The sequence below is a fragment of the Bradyrhizobium sp. WSM4874 genome, assembly GCF_055811835.1.
Genome location: NZ_JBVVPR010000039.1, coordinates 1 through 22324 on the forward strand (window position 1 = coordinate 1; position 22324 = coordinate 22324).

Sequence of the window (22324 nt, forward strand, 5' to 3'; positions counted from 1 at the left end):
ATGGGTCCTGGCTTTCGCCAGGACGACACCGATTATCCAGCGGCATTCCGCCTTTAGTTGCTGGCCGTCGCGATGATGCTCTTGACCTGGCTCAATGTGTAGCTGGCGCCGTCGATGGTCAGCAGCGGCGGCGACTGGGTCAGGTCGACGGACGACACCGTGCCCTGCACCTGCGCGGCGATACCGACATTGTTGTTGGCGACGTCCTTACCCGTGGCCGAGATCGTGTACTTGCCGTCGGGCCATTGCGTGCCGTCATTGCCCATTCCGTTCCAGGTGAACGGCACGTCGGTGCCCGCGCCGGCGGTGTATTTGCCGGTGAACACGGTCTGGCCGCTGGCATTGGCGATGGTGATGTCGACGGTGGCGTCGCTGGGCACGTTGAGATGCCAGGTCGCCGACGAATTCGTCATGGTCCCGGTCGTGCCGTCGACCAGGGCGGTCTTGCCGACGAAGCCGAGCGCCTGGGTCGCCTGCGTGGTCTGTTGCAGGGTGACGAGTTGGGACAGCGAGTCGTTGGTCTTGAGCTGCTGCTCAACGCCGGCGAACTGTACCAGCTGCTGGGTGAACTGGTTGGTGTCGAGCGGATCGAGCGGGTTCTGGTTCTGCAGCTGCGTCGTCAGCAGCGTCAGGAAGGTCTGGAAGTTGCCGGCCAGCGTCGCGCCGGTGTTCGAGCCCAGGCTCGTGTTCGACGAGGATTTCGGCAGGTCGGTCGTGCCCGAGACGACCGAGGGAGCGGTGGTGCCAGTCGTGGTGGTCATGTCTCGATACTCCTCACACTCTGATGTCGACGCCGCTGCTCGATCCGAGCATGCGGCCGTAGCTGCGCCCGACCGGGGCCGCGGGAACTGCGTCCTCGTCGCTGATGATCAGCCGGCGGGCATTGCCGCCATTGTCGTTGTTCTGGCCGGAGTTCTGGCCCGATGAATTCTGGTCGCGCAGGCTGAAGGACAGCCCGTTGCTGCCGGTCTTGAGGCCGGCATCGTCGAGCGCGCGCTGCAATTGCGGCGCGTCCTGCCGCAGCATCTGCAGCGTCTCCGGCTTCTCGACGGTGAGATGCGAGGTGACCTGGCCGTTGCGGTCGACATTGATGCGGACGTCGATGCGGCCGAGGTCGAGCGGATCGAGGCTGATGTCGAACCGGGTCTTGCCCACGCGTGCGGCGGCCGCGATCTCGATCGGCACGCCGCTGAGCGGTATGGCGTTGGCATTTGCCGCGGTCGCCGTGAGCGTCGCGGTCGATGCGGTCGCGGCCGAAGTCGTATTGGTCAGCGGCGCTTGAATGGCGGAGGCCGCCTGCGCGCTGCTGTCGGTGGTGGGGACAGCGGCCTGCGTGCCCGCATGGGCATGCGGTGTTGCCGTCGCCGGTGCCGCATCGGCGGTGCGGTCGGAAGTCCCAGCCTTGGCCTCGGCCTCGGCCGCGTTCGCGTCGATTGTCGGCTTGTCGGCTTGCGGATGCGCCGTGCTGGCGGACGCAGCCGTCGCCGAGGTCTGCGCGGCGTTCGCCTTGCCGGTGTCCTGGCCGATATTGGAGACGTCGCTCCCGCCTTGCGCGAGGGCTGCGGCCTTGAACGAGGTTTTTGGCGTGCCCTGGTCGACGGCGGCGATCAGGCCGCCATTGGTCTTCGCATCCGCCGCGGTCGAATCGGTCGCCCCGGTCGCGGCATCGGCCAGCGTTGCCGAGGTGTCGGCATCGACCTTGGCGCTTGCGGTCTTGGCGCTCTTGTCGCCCGGCGTCGCGGTATCGATCTTGGTGCCGGCGATCTGCGCTGCGATCGACGCACTGGCAGCGATGCCGGCGGCGGCGATCGTCAGCGGCGAGGAGGCGGCGCCGGCGGCCTGGTTCGCAGCCGCGTTCGGATCGACCGGGACGGCCACCACGAGTGCATTCGGATCGGGTAAGGCGGCCAGCGTCGCGTCAATCTGCGCGGCGGCGGCGGTATCGACGGCGGCGGCGGCGAGGCCATCGGTGCCGCCGGCCTCGTCCCCCTTGGTCTCGTCGGACTTGTCCGCAGACTTGTCGGCCGATTTGGCGTCGGACGCCTCCGGCTTGTCCTTGGTCTTGCTATCAGCCTTGGCCGCATCAGCCGTGGCATCGCTCTTGGTGTCGTTTTTGGCGGACGCGGAATTGTCGGCGTCGTCGCTGGCCTTGCTCTGCGAGGACTTGTCGGTCGCCGAACGATCGCGCGGGCCCTTGTCCGAGGCCGAGGACGATGAATCGGTCCGGCGCGGGGAGTCCTGCGCGGCGGACGCCGCGCTGTCGCTGATCGCCTGGGTATTGCTGTCCACTAGCGAGCCGAAGGAATCGTTGGCGGAGCTCTCTTTCGGTGCTTGCGACCGGGCAGGCTTTTGCTGCGCGCTCTGGACTTGCACGCTTGCCACGACATCTGACGTACGACCGACCACAGGCAACCCCTTGGAAACATCTTCGCCATGAGAGGTAGCAAGGAGCGGGCCACCCTCGCGCGCAGCAATTTTATCGAGTAAAATCAAAGTCTTGATGATTTGGCGCTCCGCCGCTGGCCCTTCCCGAGCCCCGCCATTTCTGCCTCCCCGGCAAGAATTGCCGTAAACCTTGCGGGGTCCGTGATTGCTTCACCGGAAGGCCGCCTATATTAAAGAGACAGCTCTCAGCCGCTTTCGACCGGGCAGGCCGCGCCCTTCGGGAACTCTAGGTTCCCGGGGATCGCTTTTGTCCCGCCGGAAGCATCCAAGCGGATCGCCCAACGCGCCGTCCACAACGCTTTAAGGCCCATGCTCAACAGTCTGGATCTCGAAGGCCGTCCTGAGGATACCAGGGTCGTCGTTGCCATGTCGGGCGGCGTCGATTCATCGACGACGGCTGCGCTTTTGAAGGCGGAAGGCTACGACGTCGTCGGCATCACGCTGCAGCTATACGACCATGGTGCTGCGACCCATCGCAAGGGCGCCTGCTGCGCCGGCCAGGACATCCACGACGCCCGCGATGTCGCCGCCAAACTCGGCATTCCCCATTACGTGCTCGACTACGAGGACCGCTTTCGCGAATCCGTCATCGACAATTTCGCCGACAGCTACGCGCTCGGCGAGACGCCGGTGCCGTGCATCGAGTGCAACCGCTCGGTCAAGTTTCGCGACCTCTTGAAGACGGCGCGCGAGCTCGGCGCCACCGCGCTCGCCACCGGCCATTACGTCGCCTCGCGCCGCCGCGACGACGGCTCGCGCGCGCTGGTGTGTGCCGCCGACTCCGATCGCGACCAGAGCTACTTCCTGTTCGCGACCACGCAGGAGCAGCTGGATTATCTGCGCTTTCCGCTCGGCGACATGACCAAGCCCGAGACGCGCGAGCTGGCGCGGCGCTTCGGTCTTGCGGTCGCCGACAAGCACGACAGCCAGGACATCTGCTTCGTGCCCACCGGACGCTACACCGACATCATCACCCGCCTGCGGCCGAACGCGATGGACCCCGGCGACATCGTCGATCTCGACGGCCGCGTGCTCGGCCGTCACAACGGCATCGCCAATTTCACCATCGGCCAGCGCCGCGGCCTCGGCATCGCTGCCGCCGCGCCGCTGTTCGTGGTGCGGCTGGAGGCCGCCAACCGCCGCGTCGTCGTCGGCCCGCGCGAGGCGCTGAAGATGCACCGCATCAGCTTGCGCGACGTCAACTGGATCGGCGGTGGCGACATCGACCGCGCCATCGGCAATGGACTCGAGATGTTCGTGCGCGTGCGCTCGACCCGCGCGCCCCAGCCGGCGTGGCTGCGCGGCCCGAACGGCCATTACGAGGTCGAGCTCGTCGCCGGCGAAGAGGGCGTTTCGCCGGGACAGGCCTGCGTGTTCTACGACGCAGCCGGTGGCCAGGCCCGCGTGCTCGGCGGCGGCTTCATTCAAAGCGCCGCCGCGAAGGCCGCAAGCAGCACGACGAGGCCGCTCGCAGAAGCGGTCCGCGGCTAAAAAATATAATAGGGCAGGGGGCATGGCAGCAGACATCTCGCGGGCCGGGGTCGAGAAGGCCTATGGCCGCTGGGCGCCGGTCTACGATCTCGTGTTCGGCAAGGTGTTCGACGCCGGAAGGCAGTCGACCATCGCGGAGGCCGACCGCATCGGCGGCCGCATCCTCGACGTCGGTGTCGGCACCGGGCTCTCGCTGTCCGATTATGCGCGCACCACCAGGATCTGCGGCGTCGACATCTCCGAGCCGATGCTGCGCAAGGCGCAATCGCGCGTGCGGAGCTTGCGGCTCTCCAATGTCGAAGTGCTCTCGGTGATGGACGCGAAAAACCTCGCCTTCCCCGAAAACTTCTTCGACGCGGTGGTCGCGCAATACGTCATCACCGCCGTGCCCGATCCCGAAGGCACGCTCGACGAGTTCGTGCGCGTTTTGAAGCCCGGCGGCGAGCTGATCCTGGTCAACCACATCGGTGCCGAAAAGGGTTTTCGCAAACTTTCAGAGCTCGCGTTTGCGCCCTTGGCGCGCCGTCTCGGCTGGCGCCCGGAGTTTCCGTGGCAGCGCCTGGTCGACTGGGCCGCCAAACACGGCGGCGTCACGCTGGCCGAGCGCCGCCCGATGCCGCCGATGGGACACTTTTCGCTGATCCGCTACCTCAAATCGTGATCGGGGTCGCGGAACACGCGGCGGCGCCCGCGCGTTTCCCTCCCATGCGCACCACATCAAACATCATTCTGGCCAGCCTCCTGATCGCCGCCTCCGGCAGCGCGATCGCGCAGGCTCCGCCCGCCCCGGCGACGCCGCCGCAACAAACCGCACCGCCGTCCCCGCAACACGCCACCGGTTGCACGCCGCAGGACCGCCCGAACCGCTCCGCCGACGGCACCACCACCGGCCAGTCCCGGGAACCTCTCGGCGACAAACTGGCAAAATCGGACGGCGTGCTTTGCCCGCCCTCCGGCGTCGACCCCGAGATGCACGCCCCGGCGCCTAGCACGAACGGCGCCATGCCCGTGATCCCGCCCCCCGGCAGCCCCGGCGGTGACCCGACGGTGCGGCCGAAATAGCTTGTCGCGCCGAAGCCTTGGCGTAGGCGGAAGCCCTGTTCCGCATCCCCAATCTCGTCGTCATGCCCGGGCTCGTCCCGGGCATCCACGTTCTTGTGGCCGCCTGCAAAGGTCGTGGATGGCCGAGACAAGCCCGGCCATGACGAATGTGGCCCGAGATTCGGCCCAAACACACCCATCCATTCCTGCCCGCGGACTTGTCGCGCCGTAGCCTTGGCGAAGGCGGAAGCTTTAGCCAAAGCGGAAGCAAACTCGGATTGACAGGCCGCCGCCCCCTTCCTTATATGCCGCGCGTTCGCGAGATCGGCTTGTTTCGGCCCTCGCGACCCTGTGGCGGGGTAGCTCAGCTGGTTAGAGCACGGGAATCATAATCCTGGGGTCGGGGGTTCGAGTCCCTCTCCCGCTACCAAAAAATCAGGCACTTCCTGCTAATCTGGGATCCTCGAACTTTCATGGTACCACATTAGTATCAGGAGTTTTTCGCGAAGGCGCGGTGGTACAGCGTTTGACGGTTCGGCGCCCTGAGTTGAAGCGTGGGCGCGCCTCAGCGGGCAGAACCCTTGCGATCTATTCTAAGGATGGGCCAGACCCACCAAGCACCGGGAAGCCAAGCGGGACAGCTATTGGTCCGAGTGTAGGATTTCCGGGAGTTTACGAACTGATCGAAACTTTCCGCGGCCTCTTCGGCCGAGCCGTGCTGCAGCCGAACGCGATCGTGCCAGAGCGCGGAACACGGGACAAACCTCAGCTCTGCCGATTGCGAATCCCTGCTGCGTGCTAACCGCTCGGAACGAGAAGACGGGCAAAAGGATTCGTCCGGGCAGGAGCAGGTTCGATGCTGATGACGAAGGAAAGGCGGCCAGCGATCCGAACGCTGCGCGGATGGGCGCTCAGCGTGCTGCAGGAGGCGGGCGCCATCCACGAATGCGAGGAGCACGGCTGGGCGAAGGACCGGGCCGACCCGCATGCGCGCGAGCACGCATTGGATATCGCCAGGCAGGAACCACCCGAGGGCTTGTCTCCGGATCAGGCCGTCGGGCAAGTGCGCGAGGTTTTGCATTCGATTGGCGATACGTGCCCGGAGTGCCCGCCACGTTCCGATTAGGTCGCCTGCGCTGTCGCGCCGCTCGGATGGCAACGGATGCGTGCGAGCCTCAAAGCCTTCGACGAAGTTGGAGGACGTGAGGGATATCAATTGGCCGCTGCAAAGCCCTTCAAGCGAGCAAGTCTAGTGCGTTCTCGAGTGCTGCCCCGGCGGCGGTGTTGTCGAAGATGCACCAGGTCTCACTCGACAAAGACGCAGCACCGAGCCGCCGCTTCAGGGTTCGAAGGAACGCGCTGTCGTACGCGGAGTAGTAGATGCGCGGCGCTCCATGCAGTCGAAAATAGCACAGGCACGGCCACCCGCCCGGCAGGTCGGCATCGGGCACCCGCGCCGGATCCGCGGCGACGCGGCCAATCTGACGTTCCCTGAGCCAAGCGCCGACCTCGGGCGTGAACCAGCTGACGTGACGCGGCTCGCAAGCGAGAGCGGCTGAGGTCCTTTCCTGCAGTGCGCGGAACAGGAACTCCGCATCGGACTCAACGAACATTCTGCGAGGCGCAAACTGAACGAGCAAAACCCCGAGCTTCGCGCCAAGTCCGGCGCTCTCTTCGATGAATCGATCGAGTTCACCCCGCGCAAGCTGTGACGAATGAGTAACAGACTTCGGCACCTTTACCGAAAAGCGGAAATCATCTGGCGTCGCGTTCGCCCACTTCTCATAGGTCGAACGCCGGTGCGGCTTATGAAATGATGAGTTGATCTCCGTGGCATTCAACACCCGCGCGTAGCGTTCAAGTTGGCTACCTACCCCGCCAACTCTTTCCTTCGAGACTCGCGGAACATTCCATCCCGCTGTGCCGAGCCGCAACTCAGCCCTGACATGCGCGACCTCTTCCATGTCAGTCCGTAACTGCCATCGGGCATCACCGGATGTTCACAAACTCACGCCGACCTCCTCCGCGCGCCTGCTGTCGGCTTCTTCGCCGCTTCCTTACCCGGCTTCTTACCGGCGATCGGCATCAGCATCTCCTTCTGAGCGGCGGCAGCCTTCTTCTTCTTCTTGGCAAACTTTTTCGGAGCCTCGGTCTTGGCTGCTGCCCCGCCGACGCTCTTGCGTAGCGCGTCCATCAGATCGACGACGTTCTCGCCTTTCGGCCGATCCTTCGGCACGATCGGCTTGCCGGCACGCTTCTGGTTTATGAGCTCGATCAGCGCGGTCTCGTAGTGGTCCTCGAACTTCTCCGGCTCGAACGATCCGGCCTTCTGGTTCACGATGTGCTTGGCCAGATCGAGCATGTCCTTGGTGACTTTGACGTCCTGGATCTCTTCGAAGTATTCTTGCTCGCTACGGACCTCGTAGGGATACCGCAGCAAGGTGCCGACCAGGCCCTTGTCCATCGGCTCGAGCGCAATGATGTGCTCTCGGTTGGTGAGCACCACGCGCCCGATCGCAACCTTGTTCATCTCGCGGATGGTCTCGCGGATGACCGCGAAGGCGTCGTGGCCGACTTTTCCGTCCGGACGGATGTAGTAGGGGCGGATTAGGTAGCGCGGATCGATATCGGCCTTGTCCACGAACTCGTCTATCTCGATGGTCCGCGTGGATTCCAGCGCGATCTCCTCAAGCTCCTCCTTGGTCACCTCGATGAACTGGTCCTTCTCGAGCTGGTAGCCCTTGACGATGTCCTCGTTGGACACCTCGTCCCCGGTGTCGGCGTCGACTTTCACGTACTTGATCCGATGACCGGTCTGACGGTTGAGCTGGTTGAAGGAGATCTTCTCACTCTCCGACGTAGCCGGGTAGAGCGCCACGGGACAGGTGACCAACGAGAGACGCAAAAAGCCTTTCCAGTTCGCGCGGGGGGCCATGCTACGCAACACTCCATTACGGGGACTTGGACTCAAGACGAACGGCGCGGCACAGTTCCGACACCGCCCGCAGGTGTCCACCGCAAATTGATGCCACGTCCCGGTCAGGCGCTCGGAATACATGGCGGGCAGCCTTGACCGGCACGAACGAAATAAGAACATACAGCGGTGACCAACCCATGGCAGATCCCTCGGTCATTAGACCTCCGTGGAAATCAGCCAATCCGTTGCTCTAAGGGGAGCGGCACCAGCCCCGTCGGGCAACACACCCCCGTCAACCCCTCTCCATAAAATATTCCACTTTACCGAAATTCGGAATTGGCGTATGTGTCGCTCATCCCGGCTCATTCTTGAGGGGCGATCTTGTGTCGTCACGTTCGCGAGCCGGGCTTGCGGTGGACGCGGCAGCGTTCGGGTGCGAGAGGCGTGGGCAGGGCGGATTGCTCTCCGTGAGCCCAAGGCTTCGTTCCGACGAGCGGCGCTGCTAGGCTTCGTCTCGTCATCAGGTCGGCGGCAACGTGCACAACGTCGTCGAAACCGGTGGCGAAATGACGGGCCGTGCGTACGGCAAAACCGTGTGGTCCTGGCCGTCGTTGCTACGGTCAAGCCCTGGCGAATGCGGCATCCGCGTCAACCGGCGCGATGCCGGTGAATTTCGTTGGGGCGAGGGAGGCCAGCAGGAACTCGGCTCCCGGGAGAGCACGGCATAAGCCGTCCAACCATCGCGCAGGGAAGGCCGAGTGATTGGCTACACCTGTATGCTGCTGTGCGGTTTCCTTGCGCTACATCTTCGCGCAGCGGACCGCGGGTGCCAGCCGGCACCCGGCCTTCCCTGCGCCCTCTTGGCTTTGAGGGCGGAATGACCAGGCAAAGCTCGGGCGAAACGCGCCGCGAGAACGAGAGCTCATGTCCACTGTTGGAAAGGTCGCTCGATCATTTGCAACGTGATTTCCTTTTGGGAAAGTGGTTCGTTCTGCGCCATACCGCTCGTGGATCGCCCCAGCAGCCGGAGACCCGACCAAAGGCGACGGGTGGCCAGGCCAGCAAATTTTCAGATCATTAACAATGTTGAATCACAGGCCGGAGCGGTTGCCCTACCGTGAACCTTTCCGCTGGGGCTTTCCATGATCGATACCGCGACCAAGGCGTTGTTGCGCACCGTTCTCGACGAGGTGTGTGAAGGTGTTCCACGCTGTGAGATTGGCGCCCGGACGCGCGTCGCATCGAAGCTTCTGGAGACTGCAAGCAGGGGTGACATCTGTGCGGATCGCCTCAAACAGGCGGCCCGCAATGCCCTCTCTGAAATCCCGACGATGTGACGATGGTCATGTGGGGGCGGGGGTGAATTTCCACGTGACGGTCCTCAAGATCCTGGTGAGCTACCCGGATGGGTTCGCCGCAATGGAGGATCTCAAGCGGGATATGGCCATTCTGGCGACCAGCGGTCGCGACTGGACGGAGCGTACCCGGCGGCTGGGCGCGCGGGTGCCCGGCCTGGACATCTTTTCGCAAGGGCTGATCGACCGGACAAATGGCGGGTGGCGCATCACGGCCAAGGGCCGCGCGGTGCTCGATCTGATGGAAGCTCGTCCGGACCAAGCCCCTATTGCGGCCGAACAACGCCACTCAGAGCCGGAGCTTGCCCCGGCAATCTCGCGGCACATTCCGGCGGAGAGGGTCCGAGGACGACTCGCGGCGCGCCGTCGCCGACGCAATGCCCGCAAGCAGGCTCGGGCTTCCTAGCGAGGAACGAGCGTCGCTCCCGAAGCTTGAGCAAACGCCTTGTGATGGAAGACGCTCATGCAAAGTTCCGACGCCACCTTGTCGACCGCCCGTCTGTCGCGCGCGACGGACGATATCTGGGTCGTGGACGACGCCCCGATCAGCGCCGCCGGTCTGAAACTCCTGGTGCGCATGACCGTCATTCGGCTGTCGAACGGCGATCTCGTGCTGCATTCGCCGGTGAGATATTCGCCGGCCCTCCGCGGTGAGCTGGAGCGGCTTGGGACGATAAGGTACTTGCTCGCGCCGAATATCGCGCACTGGATGTTCCTGTCCGACTGGCAGAAGGAGCTGCCACAGGTGACGATTTTCGCGGCGCGGGGCCTTTCGGCGCGCAGGCAAGTTCGAGCAGCACGCATCCGCATCGACCGCGAGCTCGGAGACACGACGCCTGAGGAATGGAGGGCCGACCTCGAAGCCGTCTCGGTGAACGCTCCGATGTTCTCCGAGATCGAGCTGTTCGACAAGCGCAGCCGGACACTGATCCTGACGGATCTCGTGCAAAATCTCGATCCCAATGATCTCAGCGCGCCAAACGAGGCCGCGGCGAACCTCCTCGGCATTTCCAAGCCGAACGGCACGGCGCCGGTCTATCTGCGGCTGCTGCTGCGCCTCGGCGGCCGTTCCGTGCGGTCCGCAGCGGAGCGGCTTATTCGGCTGTCTCCGGAGCGGGTGATTTTCGCGCATGGCGACTGGTTCGAAACGCATGGGGGCGAGCGCCTCCGACGATCCCTGAACTGGCTGCTTCCCGCGGGCGGCTCCGGATCTGAGCCGCGCCAAATGACCGGCACGCGCGTCGTCATAACCGGTGCCTCGAGCGGAATCGGGCGTGCTGCGGCCCTGGCCTTCGCCGGCAAGGGCGCAAGCGTGGTCCTGGCGGCACGCCGTGCTGAAGTCCTGACGAGCCTTGCTGCGGAATGCGAGGCGCTCGGAGGCCGCGCGTTGGCGATCGCGACCGATGTCACCGATGCCGAGGCGGTGCAGCGACTGGCCCGAGAGGCCGCCGACGCGTTCGGTGGCATCGACGTCTGGATCAACAACGCCGGTACCGGCGTTTTCGGGGCCTACCAGGATGCGGATATCGCGCTTCATCGCCGAACGATCGAGGTCAATCTCCTCGGCACAATGCATGGCGCTTTCGCGGTGCTTCCGATCTTCCTGCGCCAGAACCGCGGCATCCTGATCAACAACATCTCGCTCGGCGGCTGGGCGCCGACGCCCTTTGCTGCGGCCTATACGGCCAGCAAGTTCGGCCTGCGGGGCTTCACCGCGAGCCTGCGTCAGGAGCTCAGTGCTCACCGCAACATTCACGTCTGCGGCGTCTTCCCGGCCATGGTCGACACGCCGGGCTTCGTCCACGGCGCCAACATGTCCGGCCGGACGCTCGATCCCGGTCCGCTGCTGTATCAGGCGGAGGATGTTGCCGAGACGTTTGTGAGCCTCGTTCGCGCACCCCGAGACGAGGTCGCCGTGGGCTGGCCGGCTCGTGCCGGCCAGATTGCCTATGCGATGGCTCCGCAGATCACCGAGAACATCGTGGGAGCTGCCTTCCGCTACCTGCTGTCGCGCGCGCACCCCGCAAAGAGCAGCGAGGGCACCATGATCGAAGCTGGTCCGCAAGGCACGTCGATCGACGGCGGTTGGCTGTCGCGCAAGCAGCTTCCACCTGCCGGGGTCATCAGTCAGGGGCTCGCGGCGCTGGGACTGGCTGCGGGCGTGGCTCTCCTGGCTTCAGCAGTTGCGCGTCGCGCCGGCAGACCGGGACAAGGCGTGGGCAAGTACAAGCAAGTCCTGCCGAGGCAGATCACGGCAGCGCGTAAGCCCGCACGTAATCGCCGAGTTTAGTTCCGAACGAGCCGTGGCCGCCGTCGACCGTGACGACGTATTGCTTGCCGCCGGCCTCATAGGTCATCGGCGTCGACTGGCCGCCGGCAGGAAGGCGGTCCTGCCAAAGCTGTCGGCCATCGCGAACGTCGAACGCGCGGATGTAGTCGTCCATCGTTCCCGTGATGAAGATGATGCCGCCCGCGGTGACGATCGGACCGCCCAGCATGGGAACGCCGAGCTTGAATGGCAGCGGCAACGGGGCCTGATCGCGGATCGTGCCGATGCGATGCTGCCAGACCACCTTGTGCGTTTTGAGATCGATCGCTGCGATGTTGCCCCATGGCGGCGCAAGGCAGGGGATGCCGAGCGGCGAGAGGAAAATGCCGAGGTCGACGCCGTAGGGCGCGCCGTACATCGGCTGCACGCCAAGCTCGGTTCCCGGCGGATGCGCCGCATTCGGCGCGGTCGGATTGTCCTTCCCGCGCGGCACGAGGCGCGAGACGAAGGGAATCGATTGAGGGTTTGCGATCGCAATCTGGCGCTGCGGATCGACGGCAATGCCGCCCCATTCGAACATGCCGAAGTCTCCGGGAAACACCAGCGTGCCTTGTTCAGACGGCGGCGTGAACGGCCCCTCATAGCGCAGGCGCTTGAACTTGATCCGGCAGGCGAGCTGGTCGAACATCGTGCTGCCCCACATCTGCGCGTCCGTCAGCATGCCGGAGGGGCGGAAGCTCAATTCCGAAAAAGGCTGGGTTGGCGACAGCCGGTCTCCCTTCGCGGCGCCCTGAGGCACCGGCTTCTCCGGTGCGGGCACCAACTGACGCCCATCGCGGCGGTCGAGCACGAAGATGTCGCCGGTCTTTGCGGGGATGTAGATCGCAGGCGTCACGCCGCCGTCAGAGCGCAAATCGACCAGACTGGGCTGCGACGGCATATCCATGTCCCAGAGATCGTGGTGCACGTTCTGGAACGACCAACGCAGTTTTCCGGTCGAGACATCGAGCGCAATCAATGCGGAATCGTAGCGCTCGTTTTCGGGCGAACGGCCGCCGCCCCAGATATCCGGAGAACTCGAGCCGAGCGGCACGTAGACGAGTCCGAGCTTCTCGTCGACCGCCGAAATGCTCCACGAATTGGGTGAACCGGCTGTAAAATAGTGCGAGGCGGATGGCATCTCGTTCGGATCGGAATTGCCGGCATCGAACGCCCAGATCAACCGTCCCGAATAGATATCGAAGCCGCGGATCACGCCCGACGGGACGCGATCGGAATAGTTGTCGATCACCGCTCCGCCGACGATCAGCACCTTATCCGTGACGATGGGCGGCGAGGTGCCCTCGTAGAAGCCGAGTGTCTGGATCTCGCTGCCTTGCTTGAGGTCGATCTGTCCCCGGTTGCCGAAACTCTGGCAAGGCACACCGCTCTGGGCATCGAGCGCGAACATCCGCCCGTCGTTGGTCGGGACGAAGATGCGCCCCGCACAATCGCTCGGCGCCGGCGTGCCGTCGGCAGTGACCGCGCCGGGCCTGGTCGCGTGATAGGACACGCCGCGGCAGGTCATGTGCTGGAACGCCTTGTTGTGCTGGACCTGCGGATCGAACTTCCAGCGCAGCTTTCCGGTCGCAGCTTCGAGCGCGAACACGATCTGGTGCGGCGAGCAAGTGTAGAGCAGATCACCCACCTTGAGCGGCGTTGCCTGGTTGGTGATCTCGTCGGGATCATCAGGGCCCTTGTGGTCGCCGGTGCGGAATTCCCAGGCGAGCTTGAGGTCCTTGACGTTGTCCTTGGTGATCTGGCTCAGCGACGAGAAGCGCGTGCCGAAGCCGCTGCCGCCGTAGGCCGTCCAGTTCTCGCCGGCGTCGGGCCGGGTCGGCTCGGACCAGGCAACAGCGCCCGTCGTTTCGATCTCCGGTATCGTGCCGGCGATATCATGCCGGTCCCTCGTCAGGGAAACGCCGAGCACGACCACGGCTACGATCAGCACGAGGCCGAGCGCCCAACGTGCGGTCCGCATGCGCGGTGCCAGTCGACGCACAATGAAGGGCAACAGCAGCCAGACGCCGAGTGGTGCCAATACGTCGCCCCGCGGGGCGAGCGACCAGAAATCGAATCCGGCTTCCCAGATCGCCCACGCCATCGTCCCGCCCAGCAGCGCCGCATAAATCCAGAGCGCCTCGGCACGACGGCGCGCGAGCAGCCAGCTCGTGAGCAGAAGCATGATGCCCGCGATCAGATAGTAGATGGAGCCACCGAGGGCCACGAGCCAGGCGCCGCCGGCGAGGAGGCCCAGTCCCATGATAGCGACGACCACGACGGTGACGGCCAGCAATGGTGCCTCGCGGAACCAGTTCGTCGAACGGTGTGTCGATGTCATGATGATCACTTCAGCGTATAGAGAAACGCCGCGATGTCCCGCGCGTCCTTCTGCGAAATGCCCATTCGCGGCATGGCATTGCCCGGCAACGCCCGCTGTGGATCCTCGATCCAGTCAGCCATGTTGTCCGGCGAATTGTGGATGTAGCCGGCGATGTAGGTCCGCGTGCCGATCCGATGCAGGGGTGGGCCGACGTTACCTTCGGCGCCGGCAATACCGGGAATATCGTGACAGCCGCCGCACTGGTACTGCTTGACGAGGTCGGCGCCACGACGCGCGTCGCCGATGAAGTTATCCGGGCCCGCAGCCTCGCAGGCGGCGGTAGCGGTAGCCAGGAGTGCGGTGACTAGCAATCTCGTGATCGGATTCACCATCGCTGCTCCGCTCGGCCGATCAGGGCTTCTGGCCGAAATTGAAAGACTTGGTGGCAGACCAGGGATCGGTCGTGGAGACCTGCTCGCTCGGGACCTGCTCGACCTCGGGCGACGGCAGACTCGCCGAAAAGGTGCGGCCCCATTGGTGGCTCGGCTCGTTGCTGATCTTGCCGATATAGGTGACCAGGTCCCAGATCACGCTGTCGGGCAGCACGCCGCCCCAGGCCGGCATTCCGTTTGGCCGCCCCTGGTAGATCGACAGAAAGATGTTCTCGGGCTGCGCGCCGTAAATAAAGATGTTGTTGCTCAGCGCCGGCCCCATGCCGCCACCGCCATTGGGCGCGTGGCAGCCGACGCAGTTGAAGTTGACATAGTAGGTCATCCCACGCTGCTGCGCGTTGGGATCGCCTTGCACGGGATTCTTGATTTGCGGCGGGTCCGGCTGCGCGCCGGGATGGAGGTGGCTGACCGGGACCTGCATGAAGACGCCGGGCCGGCCGTTGCCGACGCTGCCACCGAAATTCAGGCGCGGGGACAGCGTCGGCATCTGCGCCTCCTGGGATTGCGGCAGGGTCTGCTGGGCCAGCGCCGCGCCATTCGGCACGGCCGCCAGCAGCAACGACAGGGCGCTCGCGCGCAGCACTGGAGCAGACATCATTCATGTCCTCCCGACACCGTAACCGGTTGGTCCACCAGCGGAACGCCGTAACTGCGCAGCAGCGACCTGATCTCGGACCGATGCTCGTCGATGAAGGCGTTGAGTCGGTCGCGCAAAACGTCGTCGCCTTTGCGCACGCCCATCGCGATGGCGAACTGGAATTGCTGAGATGGAAAGCGTTCGTAATCCCGGATCGGCGTGACCGTCAGGGGGACGGGAGAGCGCTGGGCGAAATATCCGCCGAGCGGACCCCAGGCTGCGGCGACATCGATCTTGCCGCTTTCGACGGCTTCGATCAGGCGTGCCGGCGGATCGGCCTGGCGATAGTCACCGTAGATGGAGTAGCCGCGGACGTTGTCGACGATGCCTTGGTCGCCGAGCGCCTGCGCGGGCGGCGGATTGTTGCCGTCATCGCCGATCAGATGCACGCCGATCACGAGGTGATGCAAGCGCGGGTCGAGCAGGGACGAAAGCTCGAGGTGCTGGTCCTGCCGCGTGACGAACACGTAGCTCGAGCGATAATAGGGCCTGGTCGTCTCGACGAGTTCATAGCCGGACGGCACGCCCATGACGACGTCGCATCTGCCGGCTTTCAGCGTGTTGCGGATGAAGCCGCGGCGCTGCGCCCACCAGGTGTAGGAGACCTGCTGGCTGAAATGCTCGGCCACCATGGCCGCGAGCCTGTTCTCGAATCCTGCTTCGGCGCTGTTCGAGAACGGCAGATTGTTGGGATCGGCACAGACGCGAAGCTCACCCTCCGACGCCGCCGCTGCTGTTGTCGCGAGCGCGAGGAGAATGCCAAGGGATATGCCGGGACGCTTATTTAGAAGGCGCATGGCTGGTGTCCTCACCATTTGCGCCGCCGAGCTTGAAGACCAGCAGCTCGCTCCCGCCGGCGGTGTAGAACGGCAAATCCTGCGTCGCGCCGGTAAAGCCAAGGGCGCCGTTGCGCACCCGCGGATCGACCTCGGCATTGGCCACCACCCCCGGCCAGCCGCCGACGCCCGACAGGATCGCGATGTATTGCTGTCCGTCGGAGCCGCGATACGAGATCGGCTGGCCGATGAACCCGGATCCGGCGCGGAATTGCCAGAGCACGCGCCCATCCTTGGCGTCGACCACTTTGAAAAGCCGATCCATGGTGCCGTAGAACGCGACGTCGCCAGCCGTCACCAGCGCGCCGCTCCAAACCGGCAGCTTCTCGTGAATCTCCCAGACCTTCTTGCGCGCGATGGGGTCCCACGCCATGAACTCGCCGCGATAGCCGCCGGGGCCGGCATACATGTCGACGTCTGCGCCGACATAGGGCGTGCCGGCGATATAGCCGACTTGAGAAGCCTTGAAGTTCATACAGAGATGCTGATGGGGCACATAGAGGAGTTTTGTGCGCGGTGACCACGCGCTCGGCTGCCAATCCTTGGCGCCCGGCGCGCTCGGGCAGATGTTCTCGACTGTCTTGCCGACAAGCGGAGTCTTCTCCTCGTTCGGGATGATCTTGCCTGTCTTCAGATCGACGCCCTTGTAGCTGTTGACGAAATCATACGCGTCCGCCGAAATCACCTCGCCGGTGGCGCGATCCATCACGTACATGTAGCCGTTGCGGCCGGGGTGGATCAGCACCTTGCGCGGCTGTCCATTCAGCTCGAGGTCGACGAGCACGTTCTCGTTGATCTCGTCGTGGTCGAACAGATCGTGCGGGTTGAGTTGGTAGGCCCATTTCGCCTGGCCTGTGTCTGGATTTCGCGCGAAGATCGACGCGCTCCAGAGATTATCACCGCTGCGCTGGTTCGCGTTCCAGGGACTCGGATTGGCCGTGCCGTAGTAGATCAGGTTCAGATCGGGATCGTAGGAGATCCAGCCCCAAACAGTGCCGCCACCCACTTGCCAGCGATCGGCGGGCCAGCTCTTCACGCCGAGATCCTGGCCTTTGAGATTGTCGTAGAACGGCTTGAAATCGTCGCCGATCAGCACGTCCTTATCGGGCCCTGTTGAATAAGCGCGCCAGGCGATGGCGCCGGTGTTTTCGTCGAGTGCGGTCACCCAGCCGCGCACGCCCAGTTCGCCGCCGCTGTTGCCGACGAGAATTTTCCCCTTCACCACGATGGGAGCCATCGTGATGGTTTCGCCCTTGTTGATCTCCCCGAGCTTCGTGTACCACAGCTCCTTGCCGGACTTGGCGTCTATCGCGACGGTGTGGTTATCGAGCGTGTTGAGGAAGACCTTGCCATTGTCGAAGGCGAGCCCGCGATTGACGACATCGCAGCAGGCGACGCCCGCGGCCGCGGGCTCCGGCTTCGGCGCGTAGGACCATTTCAATTCGCCTGTCGTGGCATCGAGCGCAAATACACGGTTGGGATAGGGCCCTGCATAGGGGCCGACCACATACATGGTGCCGTCCACCACGAGCGGCGCCGCCTCCTGGCCTCGATCGGCGCCCACCGAGAACGTCCATGCAAGCTGGAGGCGCGATGCGTTGGTCGCGTTGATCTGATCGAGTTCGCTGTAGCGTGTGTTGGCGTAGTCACGCGCGGCCATCGGCCATTGGGCCGGGTCTTTCATGCGGCTGGCCAGATCGGTCTGTGCCGAGGCGGGCGACAGCAACGCGCAGGACGCGCACACCACGCTCAGCAACCGCGTGAAGCTACGCACTAACATATGTAAAGACTCCACGGCAGTGATGGGGCCGTGCCGCGTTCGCAGGCCGGTTTGCGAACGTACAAACGTTCCGTCTTTGCTTAGTTCCAAAAAACGGCGAGGAAGCGCTATCTCACGACGTTGCCGGATACGCCGGCGCCGAGGTCGACTGCGATCTGATCTTCCTTGCCGTTACACTTGGGGTGACCAAATCCAGACGGACTTTTGCCGTCAGGGCCGATGTCATAGATGATCGCGTCCTTCATGTTCGGGCTGACTCCGGCGGGCACCCGGTCGAGCCCGAGCTGGTGGCGCACGCGCCAGGCGACGTTGTGATCGGCGCAGGAACTGTCACCGCTCACACCCAGCGCACCGGCCACGCCGTTGCCGTCATAGAGCGCCAGCCCGCCTCCGAACACGATGGTGCCGCCGATCGGCTTGCCCACCATTGGATCCTGGGCCGTGCCGAAGCTGTCCGGAGATCCGGCGTACAAGGCTTCCGGGGACGGCGGGTTGCCGAGTGCCGCGCCGAACAGGAATCCGCCGGGCTGCGCACCGGCATAGAGATTGGCCGTCGCCATGGCTTTGTCCTTCAGGCTGAATGCATTCGCCGTATTGGCCTTCTCGGCTGCGATGGCCCGGCTGCCAAGCCACTGATCATCGGCCTCACTGCCGCTATAGGCGACGGCGCAGACGACACCCTGTCGATTGACGACGGCAGCCCATTCGTTGTTGTCGAGACCTCCGTTGCTCGGGCCGCCGCCCGGCTTGACACTCTTCTTGAGGATATCGGCGAGCTTGTCATGGTCGACCGGGCACGACATCCCTGGCCGGGGTGGGTCCTGCGCGTTCAAGATTGCAGGCATCAAGAATGCCGCGGTGAAGATAGTCGTTGCCGCCATGACGGATCGTTTTTCCATGTGGCCTCCGTGGAGTGTCGCAGTCGACAGGCGAACGTCCGAACAGAAGTTGCGGTTCCTATGCAGCATCGCTCAGCTCGGATGTTGAAGAGAGCGGCAGGTGGGAATGGCCGCCGTTCGCAGTCAGCCACCGATGAGCGAAGAACAACGCCGCGCCGGTATAGAGTATGCCCATGGGCACCCACATCAGGATGCCGGCGAGCTGCTGGTCCTCCAGTGCCGAGAGGCCAAATTCGCCAGCGAGGGCGCCCTGGCCCGGGATCCACAGCCGCGGCGACACCGTCAGCAGAGCCCCGAGGACACCCGAATGCAAAATCGTGATGAACAGACACGCGACAGCGATGCCGTCACGAATTCGGGTGCTACGGCCCTGACCGCGGCCATGCAGCAGCACCCACCAGAACAACAGCGCGGTCGCAAAGAAGCTGATGTGCTGGAGACGATGGATCGCCGTATTCTCTAGCGCCCATGCATATAGCGGCGGTGCATGCCAGACCCAGAGCGCCGCGCCGTGGAGGATGGTCGCGCACATGGGGTGGCTTACAAAACGCCACGGCCACGCCAGGATCGGCAGATTGAGCATGCGACCCGCTGCCGGGCGAAGCCGGCCTGGCAGGCTCCACAGGATCGGCCCATTGATCCGGGCGAACGCCATCAGCGGGGCCGCGACCACCATCAGCAGTTCGTGCTCGACCATGTGCGCGGTGAACAGACGCTCGCCGAGCCAGTGCAGCGGCGAGGTCACGGCAAGTGCGGCCACCAGCCATCCGGTCCAGAACGCGGCCACCTGGCGGAAGCTGACGCCATGACCGCCGCCCGCATGATGCCAGAGCCGCTGCGTTCCGACATAGAAGCCGATGCCGACGGCATAGAGCGGGGCCATGAGCCAGGGATCGTAGCTCCACAGCGAGCCGGGATCGACATCCGATAGTCCGTGCGCATCGGCCGGCGCCGCGAGCAGCGCGAGCAGCAGTGCTGCAAAGCTCAGCGCAGGCATGGGCTGATCATGAGGAAGGCGGCGAACTGGTTCGCAATCACCAACGCAAACAGCACGCCGGAGCCGACGCCGAGCCAGGCCATGAACGTTCGTGGCCCGCCGCCTTGCGCATCCGTCCATTCAGCCCCAGCGCCGCGTTGAACGGCGCGGGCTGAAATGACAGTGCCTGCGAGAGCGACGATAGCTAGAACCGCACTCATGATCGCGCCACTGATCCTGGTCTGTTCGCAGGAGAAGTGCGCGAGCACGTAGACGCCCTGCAAATTGATACCCCAAGCGATGGGTCCGAGCGCAACGCCGGCCCAGTAGAGCAGTCTGGAATGTCGATCGGCTGCGGTCATAGGCGTGGCACCCAATCGAGCAAGACGTAGAGCGGCAGCCAGGCGAGCACGACGAAGTTCCAGTAGAACACGTTGTCGGTCACATCGCTGAACCGGCGCGGTTTCGCATGACGCGTGAACATCAACACCGCCAGCACGACCGTGTCGCCGAGATCGGTGGCAAGGTGAGTCGTGTGCAGCCCCAGAATGAGCCATACGATCGAGCCGTAGGCAGAATTGTCCCAGCGGGTGTTGAGATGCGCGAATTCGAAGCCGCGCAGCACCAGCAGGGCGATGCCGATCAGGGCCATCACGATCAGGCCGATCCGCACCTTCGCGAGATCCTGCCGGTGTGCGGCGCGGTTCGTGAACTCGTTGGGAATGATGCTCAACACATAGATCACCGTCTCGACCGTCCCCGGCCAGAGATCCGGCGGAGAGGCTCCGATCGGCCAGCTCGGGTTGACTGCGTAGAGATAAAGGTACGCGCCGATGGCAACGGCAAAGCCCATGCCTTCGAGGGCCATGAAACCCATGGCGCCCCACCACGGGCCACTGCGCGGACCGTAGCCGTAAGTCGGCAGGTCCGAGACGTCGCGGACGATAGTCTGTCTCACTCCTCGTCCTCCTTGCTGCCGGTCGGCCAGAACCACCCGATCAAAGTCACGGCCATCGGCGGTGTGCCCCAGAGCACCGCCCAGGGGGTGAAGATCGATCCGATGAAGAAGATCGTCGTTGCGATCGCCGCAAGCAGCGGCCAGATGCTTGGGTCGGGCGATGCCTCGCGGATTTGCGGCTCGGCTTCCGCGAGCGAAGTCAACAGAACTTCGCGCCGCTCTGCACTCAGGCCCGCGACCACGGGCAGGCTCTCGCTATCGGCCCACAGCGGATCGCGGTGCTTGACCACCGGAATGCGGTCGAAATTCTGCGGCGGAGGCGGCGACGAGGTCGCCCATTCCAGCGTCGAGGCATCCCAGGGATTGTCGCCGGCAATTGCGCCCTTGCGCAGGCTGTAGATCACATTGACCAGAAGCAACGCGAAGCTGAGCGCGAAAATCAGCGCACCGCCGCTGGACAAGAGGTTCAGGTGCGCCCAGTCCATGTCGGCCGTGTAGGTGTAGACCCGGCGCGGCATCCCAATCAGCCCGAGGATGTGCATCGGGAAAAACGCGACGTTGAAGCCGATGAAGGCGAGCCAGAAATTCCAGCGCCCAAGTCTTTCGCTCAGCATGCGGCCGGCGATCTTGGGAAACCAGTAGTAGACCGCGCCGACCAGCGGGAACACAGCGCCGCCGATCAGGACATAATGGAAGTGGGCGACGACGAAATAGGTGTCGTGCACCTGGGTATCGATCGGGACCGATGCGACCATGACGCCGGACAACCCGCCGAGCACGAAGATCACGATGAAGCCGATCACGAACAGCAGCGGCGTCCGGTAGACCGGACGTCCGTCCCAGAGCGTTGCCAGCCAGCAGAAGATCTGCAGTCCACTCGGCACCGCGATCAGCATGCTGGAGGCGGTGAACAGGGCCGCGCCGAGTTGGGGCAGGCCCGTGACGAACATGTGGTGGACCCAGAGGCCGAACGACAGGAAGCCGGTCGCGATCAGGGAGAGGATCACCACGGGATAGCCGATCACGGGCCGCCGCGCGAACGTCGCGAGGATGGCCGAGACCATTCCCGTGCCCGGGATGAAGATGATGTAGACCTCGGGATGGCCGAAGAACCAGAACAGGTGCTGCCAGAGCAGGGGATGTCCGCCCGATGACGAATCATAGAAGCGGGTATTGACGAGGCGATCCAGGATCAGTGACGTCGATGCGACCATGATCGACGGCATGGCGAACATCACGAGGAATGCCGTCACCAGCATAGCCCAGACGAACAGGGGAATGCGGTCGAGCGTCATGCCGGGCGCGCGGAGCTTGAACACGGTCACGACGATCTCGACGGCGACTGCGAGCGCCGCGACCTCGGTAAAGGTGATCATCTGCGCCCAGACATCGGCCCGCTTGGTCGGTGTGAACTGCAGGCTGGAGAGCGGAACGTAGGAAAACCAGCCGACATCAGGGCCGACGTTGAACAGGAAGGAGATCCAGAGGAAACAGCCGCCGAACAGAAACATCCAATAACTGAAGGCATTCAGGCGCGGAAAGGCGATGTTCCGTGTGCCGACCATCAACGGCACCAGATAAACGGCGAACGCCTCCATCACGGGCACGGCGAACAGGAACATCATCGTCGAGCCGTGCATCGTAAAGACCTGATTGTACTTGTCGGCCGAGAGAAACGTCTTCTCGGGCCCGGCAAGCTGAACACGCATCAGGATTGCAAGAATGCCGCCGAGGAGCAGGAATACGAACGCCGTTACGATGTAACGGCGGCCGACGACTTTGTGGTCGACTGACATCAGCGCACCCATCCACCCGGACGGCGTGCGCCACACTTTCTCCAGCTGTGTGGAAAGCCGAAGGCCATTCAGGACGTCGTCCCGCAATTCATTTGGTTCAGCGGCCATGC

21 protein-coding genes and 1 tRNA gene are annotated in these 22324 nt (G+C 64.2%); 8 read left to right on the forward strand and 14 right to left on the reverse strand.

The window, feature by feature from the left end; genetic code table 11:
• Positions 1-53: 53 nt before the first annotated feature.
• Together AC0L3P_RS30120 and AC0L3P_RS30125 are read right to left on the reverse strand one after the other, a co-directional pair.
• Entirely contained in the window at positions 54-761 is a 708-nt protein-coding gene (locus AC0L3P_RS30120) for a flagellar hook assembly protein FlgD (RefSeq protein ID WP_473307560.1), read from the reverse strand.
• Positions 762-774: 13 nt separating this feature from the next.
• A complete protein-coding gene (locus AC0L3P_RS30125) occupies positions 775-2406 on the reverse strand; it encodes a flagellar hook-length control protein FliK (protein ID WP_473307562.1) in 1632 nt (543 codons plus the stop codon).
• Between the two features lie 348 nt (positions 2407-2754).
• On the opposite strand from AC0L3P_RS30125, the gene mnmA reads away from it, so the two are divergent.
• The 5 genes from mnmA to AC0L3P_RS30150 all read left to right on the forward strand — a co-directional run bounded on the left by mnmA (position 2755) and on the right by AC0L3P_RS30150 (position 6103).
• Entirely contained in the window at positions 2755-3936 is a 1182-nt protein-coding gene (gene mnmA, locus AC0L3P_RS30130; RefSeq protein ID WP_473307564.1) for a tRNA 2-thiouridine(34) synthase MnmA, read from the forward strand.
• A 22-nt stretch (positions 3937-3958) separates the two neighbouring features.
• On the forward strand, positions 3959-4597 hold the full coding sequence (locus AC0L3P_RS30135) for a class I SAM-dependent methyltransferase (RefSeq protein ID WP_473307566.1): 639 nt from the start codon (positions 3959-3961) through the stop codon (positions 4595-4597).
• A gap of 44 nt (positions 4598-4641) precedes the next feature.
• Positions 4642-4998, forward strand: coding sequence for a hypothetical protein (locus AC0L3P_RS30140; protein ID WP_247401193.1), 357 nt, complete (start codon positions 4642-4644; stop codon positions 4996-4998).
• Between the two features lie 332 nt (positions 4999-5330).
• Positions 5331-5407 (forward strand) — tRNA-Met (locus AC0L3P_RS30145).
• 426 nt (positions 5408-5833) lie between these two features.
• Positions 5834-6103 (forward strand): hypothetical protein, encoded by a 270-nt coding sequence (locus AC0L3P_RS30150; protein ID WP_275169478.1) that lies wholly within the window; start codon positions 5834-5836, stop codon positions 6101-6103.
• A gap of 109 nt (positions 6104-6212) precedes the next feature.
• On the opposite strand, the gene AC0L3P_RS30155 is transcribed toward AC0L3P_RS30150, so the two are convergent.
• Both AC0L3P_RS30155 and ku read right to left on the reverse strand, forming a co-directional pair.
• Positions 6213-6941, reverse strand: coding sequence for a DUF72 domain-containing protein (locus tag AC0L3P_RS30155; protein WP_473307571.1), 729 nt, complete (start codon positions 6939-6941; stop codon positions 6213-6215).
• 44 nt (positions 6942-6985) lie between these two features.
• Positions 6986-7912, reverse strand: coding sequence for a non-homologous end joining protein Ku (gene ku / locus AC0L3P_RS30160; protein ID WP_473307573.1), 927 nt, complete (start codon positions 7910-7912; stop codon positions 6986-6988).
• Positions 7913-9036: 1124 nt separating this feature from the next.
• Here ku and AC0L3P_RS30165 point away from each other — a divergent pair.
• The 3 genes from AC0L3P_RS30165 to AC0L3P_RS30175 are packed head-to-tail and all read left to right on the forward strand — an operon-like array spanning position 9037 to position 11539.
• Positions 9037-9231 carry a hypothetical protein gene (locus AC0L3P_RS30165; RefSeq protein ID WP_275169475.1) on the forward strand — a complete coding sequence of 65 codons (195 nt, stop codon included), beginning with the start codon at positions 9037-9039 and terminating at the stop codon, positions 9229-9231.
• Positions 9232-9253: 22 nt separating this feature from the next.
• On the forward strand, positions 9254-9655 hold the full coding sequence (locus AC0L3P_RS30170; protein WP_473307576.1) for a hypothetical protein: 402 nt from the start codon (positions 9254-9256) through the stop codon (positions 9653-9655).
• A gap of 57 nt (positions 9656-9712) precedes the next feature.
• Positions 9713-11539, forward strand: a complete 1827-nt coding sequence (locus AC0L3P_RS30175) for an SDR family oxidoreductase (RefSeq protein WP_473307578.1) — start codon at positions 9713-9715, stop codon at positions 11537-11539.
• Here the strand turns inward: AC0L3P_RS30175 and AC0L3P_RS30180 are convergent.
• The 10 genes from AC0L3P_RS30180 to ctaD form a co-directional block, all read right to left on the reverse strand.
• A complete protein-coding gene (locus AC0L3P_RS30180) occupies positions 11499-13898 on the reverse strand; it encodes a glucose/quinate/shikimate family membrane-bound PQQ-dependent dehydrogenase (RefSeq protein WP_473307580.1) in 2400 nt (799 codons plus the stop codon). The two genes, AC0L3P_RS30175 and AC0L3P_RS30180, sit on opposite strands and share 41 nt — an antisense overlap.
• Positions 13899-13903: 5 nt before the next feature.
• Positions 13904-14272, reverse strand: a complete 369-nt coding sequence (locus AC0L3P_RS30185; RefSeq protein WP_473307582.1) for a c-type cytochrome — start codon at positions 14270-14272, stop codon at positions 13904-13906.
• Positions 14273-14291: 19 nt separating this feature from the next.
• Positions 14292-14927 (reverse strand): c-type cytochrome, encoded by a 636-nt coding sequence (locus AC0L3P_RS30190; protein WP_473307692.1) that lies wholly within the window; start codon positions 14925-14927, stop codon positions 14292-14294.
• On the reverse strand, positions 14927-15766 hold the full coding sequence (locus AC0L3P_RS30195) for a substrate-binding domain-containing protein (RefSeq protein WP_473307584.1): 840 nt from the start codon (positions 15764-15766) through the stop codon (positions 14927-14929). Before AC0L3P_RS30195 ends, AC0L3P_RS30190 begins: the two co-directional genes overlap by 1 nt.
• Positions 15750-17585, reverse strand: a complete 1836-nt coding sequence (locus AC0L3P_RS30200) for a methanol/ethanol family PQQ-dependent dehydrogenase (protein ID WP_473307586.1) — start codon at positions 17583-17585, stop codon at positions 15750-15752. The genes AC0L3P_RS30195 and AC0L3P_RS30200 overlap by 17 nt, the downstream gene beginning before the upstream one ends.
• A gap of 107 nt (positions 17586-17692) precedes the next feature.
• Entirely contained in the window at positions 17693-18484 is a 792-nt protein-coding gene (locus tag AC0L3P_RS30205) for a GlcG/HbpS family heme-binding protein (RefSeq protein WP_473307589.1), read from the reverse strand.
• Positions 18485-18542: 58 nt separating this feature from the next.
• On the reverse strand, positions 18543-19481 hold the full coding sequence (locus AC0L3P_RS30210; RefSeq protein WP_473307592.1) for a cytochrome c oxidase assembly protein: 939 nt from the start codon (positions 19479-19481) through the stop codon (positions 18543-18545).
• Complete coding sequence (locus tag AC0L3P_RS30215; RefSeq protein ID WP_473307596.1) at positions 19469-19822, reverse strand: hypothetical protein; 354 nt, start codon at positions 19820-19822, stop codon at positions 19469-19471. Before AC0L3P_RS30215 ends, AC0L3P_RS30210 begins: the two co-directional genes overlap by 13 nt.
• Positions 19819-20418, reverse strand: a complete 600-nt coding sequence (locus tag AC0L3P_RS30220; RefSeq protein ID WP_275169465.1) for a cytochrome c oxidase subunit 3 — start codon at positions 20416-20418, stop codon at positions 19819-19821. Before AC0L3P_RS30220 ends, AC0L3P_RS30215 begins: the two co-directional genes overlap by 4 nt.
• Positions 20415-22322 (reverse strand): cytochrome c oxidase subunit I, encoded by a 1908-nt coding sequence (gene ctaD / locus AC0L3P_RS30225; RefSeq protein ID WP_473307600.1) that lies wholly within the window; start codon positions 22320-22322, stop codon positions 20415-20417. The genes AC0L3P_RS30220 and ctaD overlap by 4 nt, the downstream gene beginning before the upstream one ends.
• Positions 22323-22324: the final 2 nt, after the last annotated feature.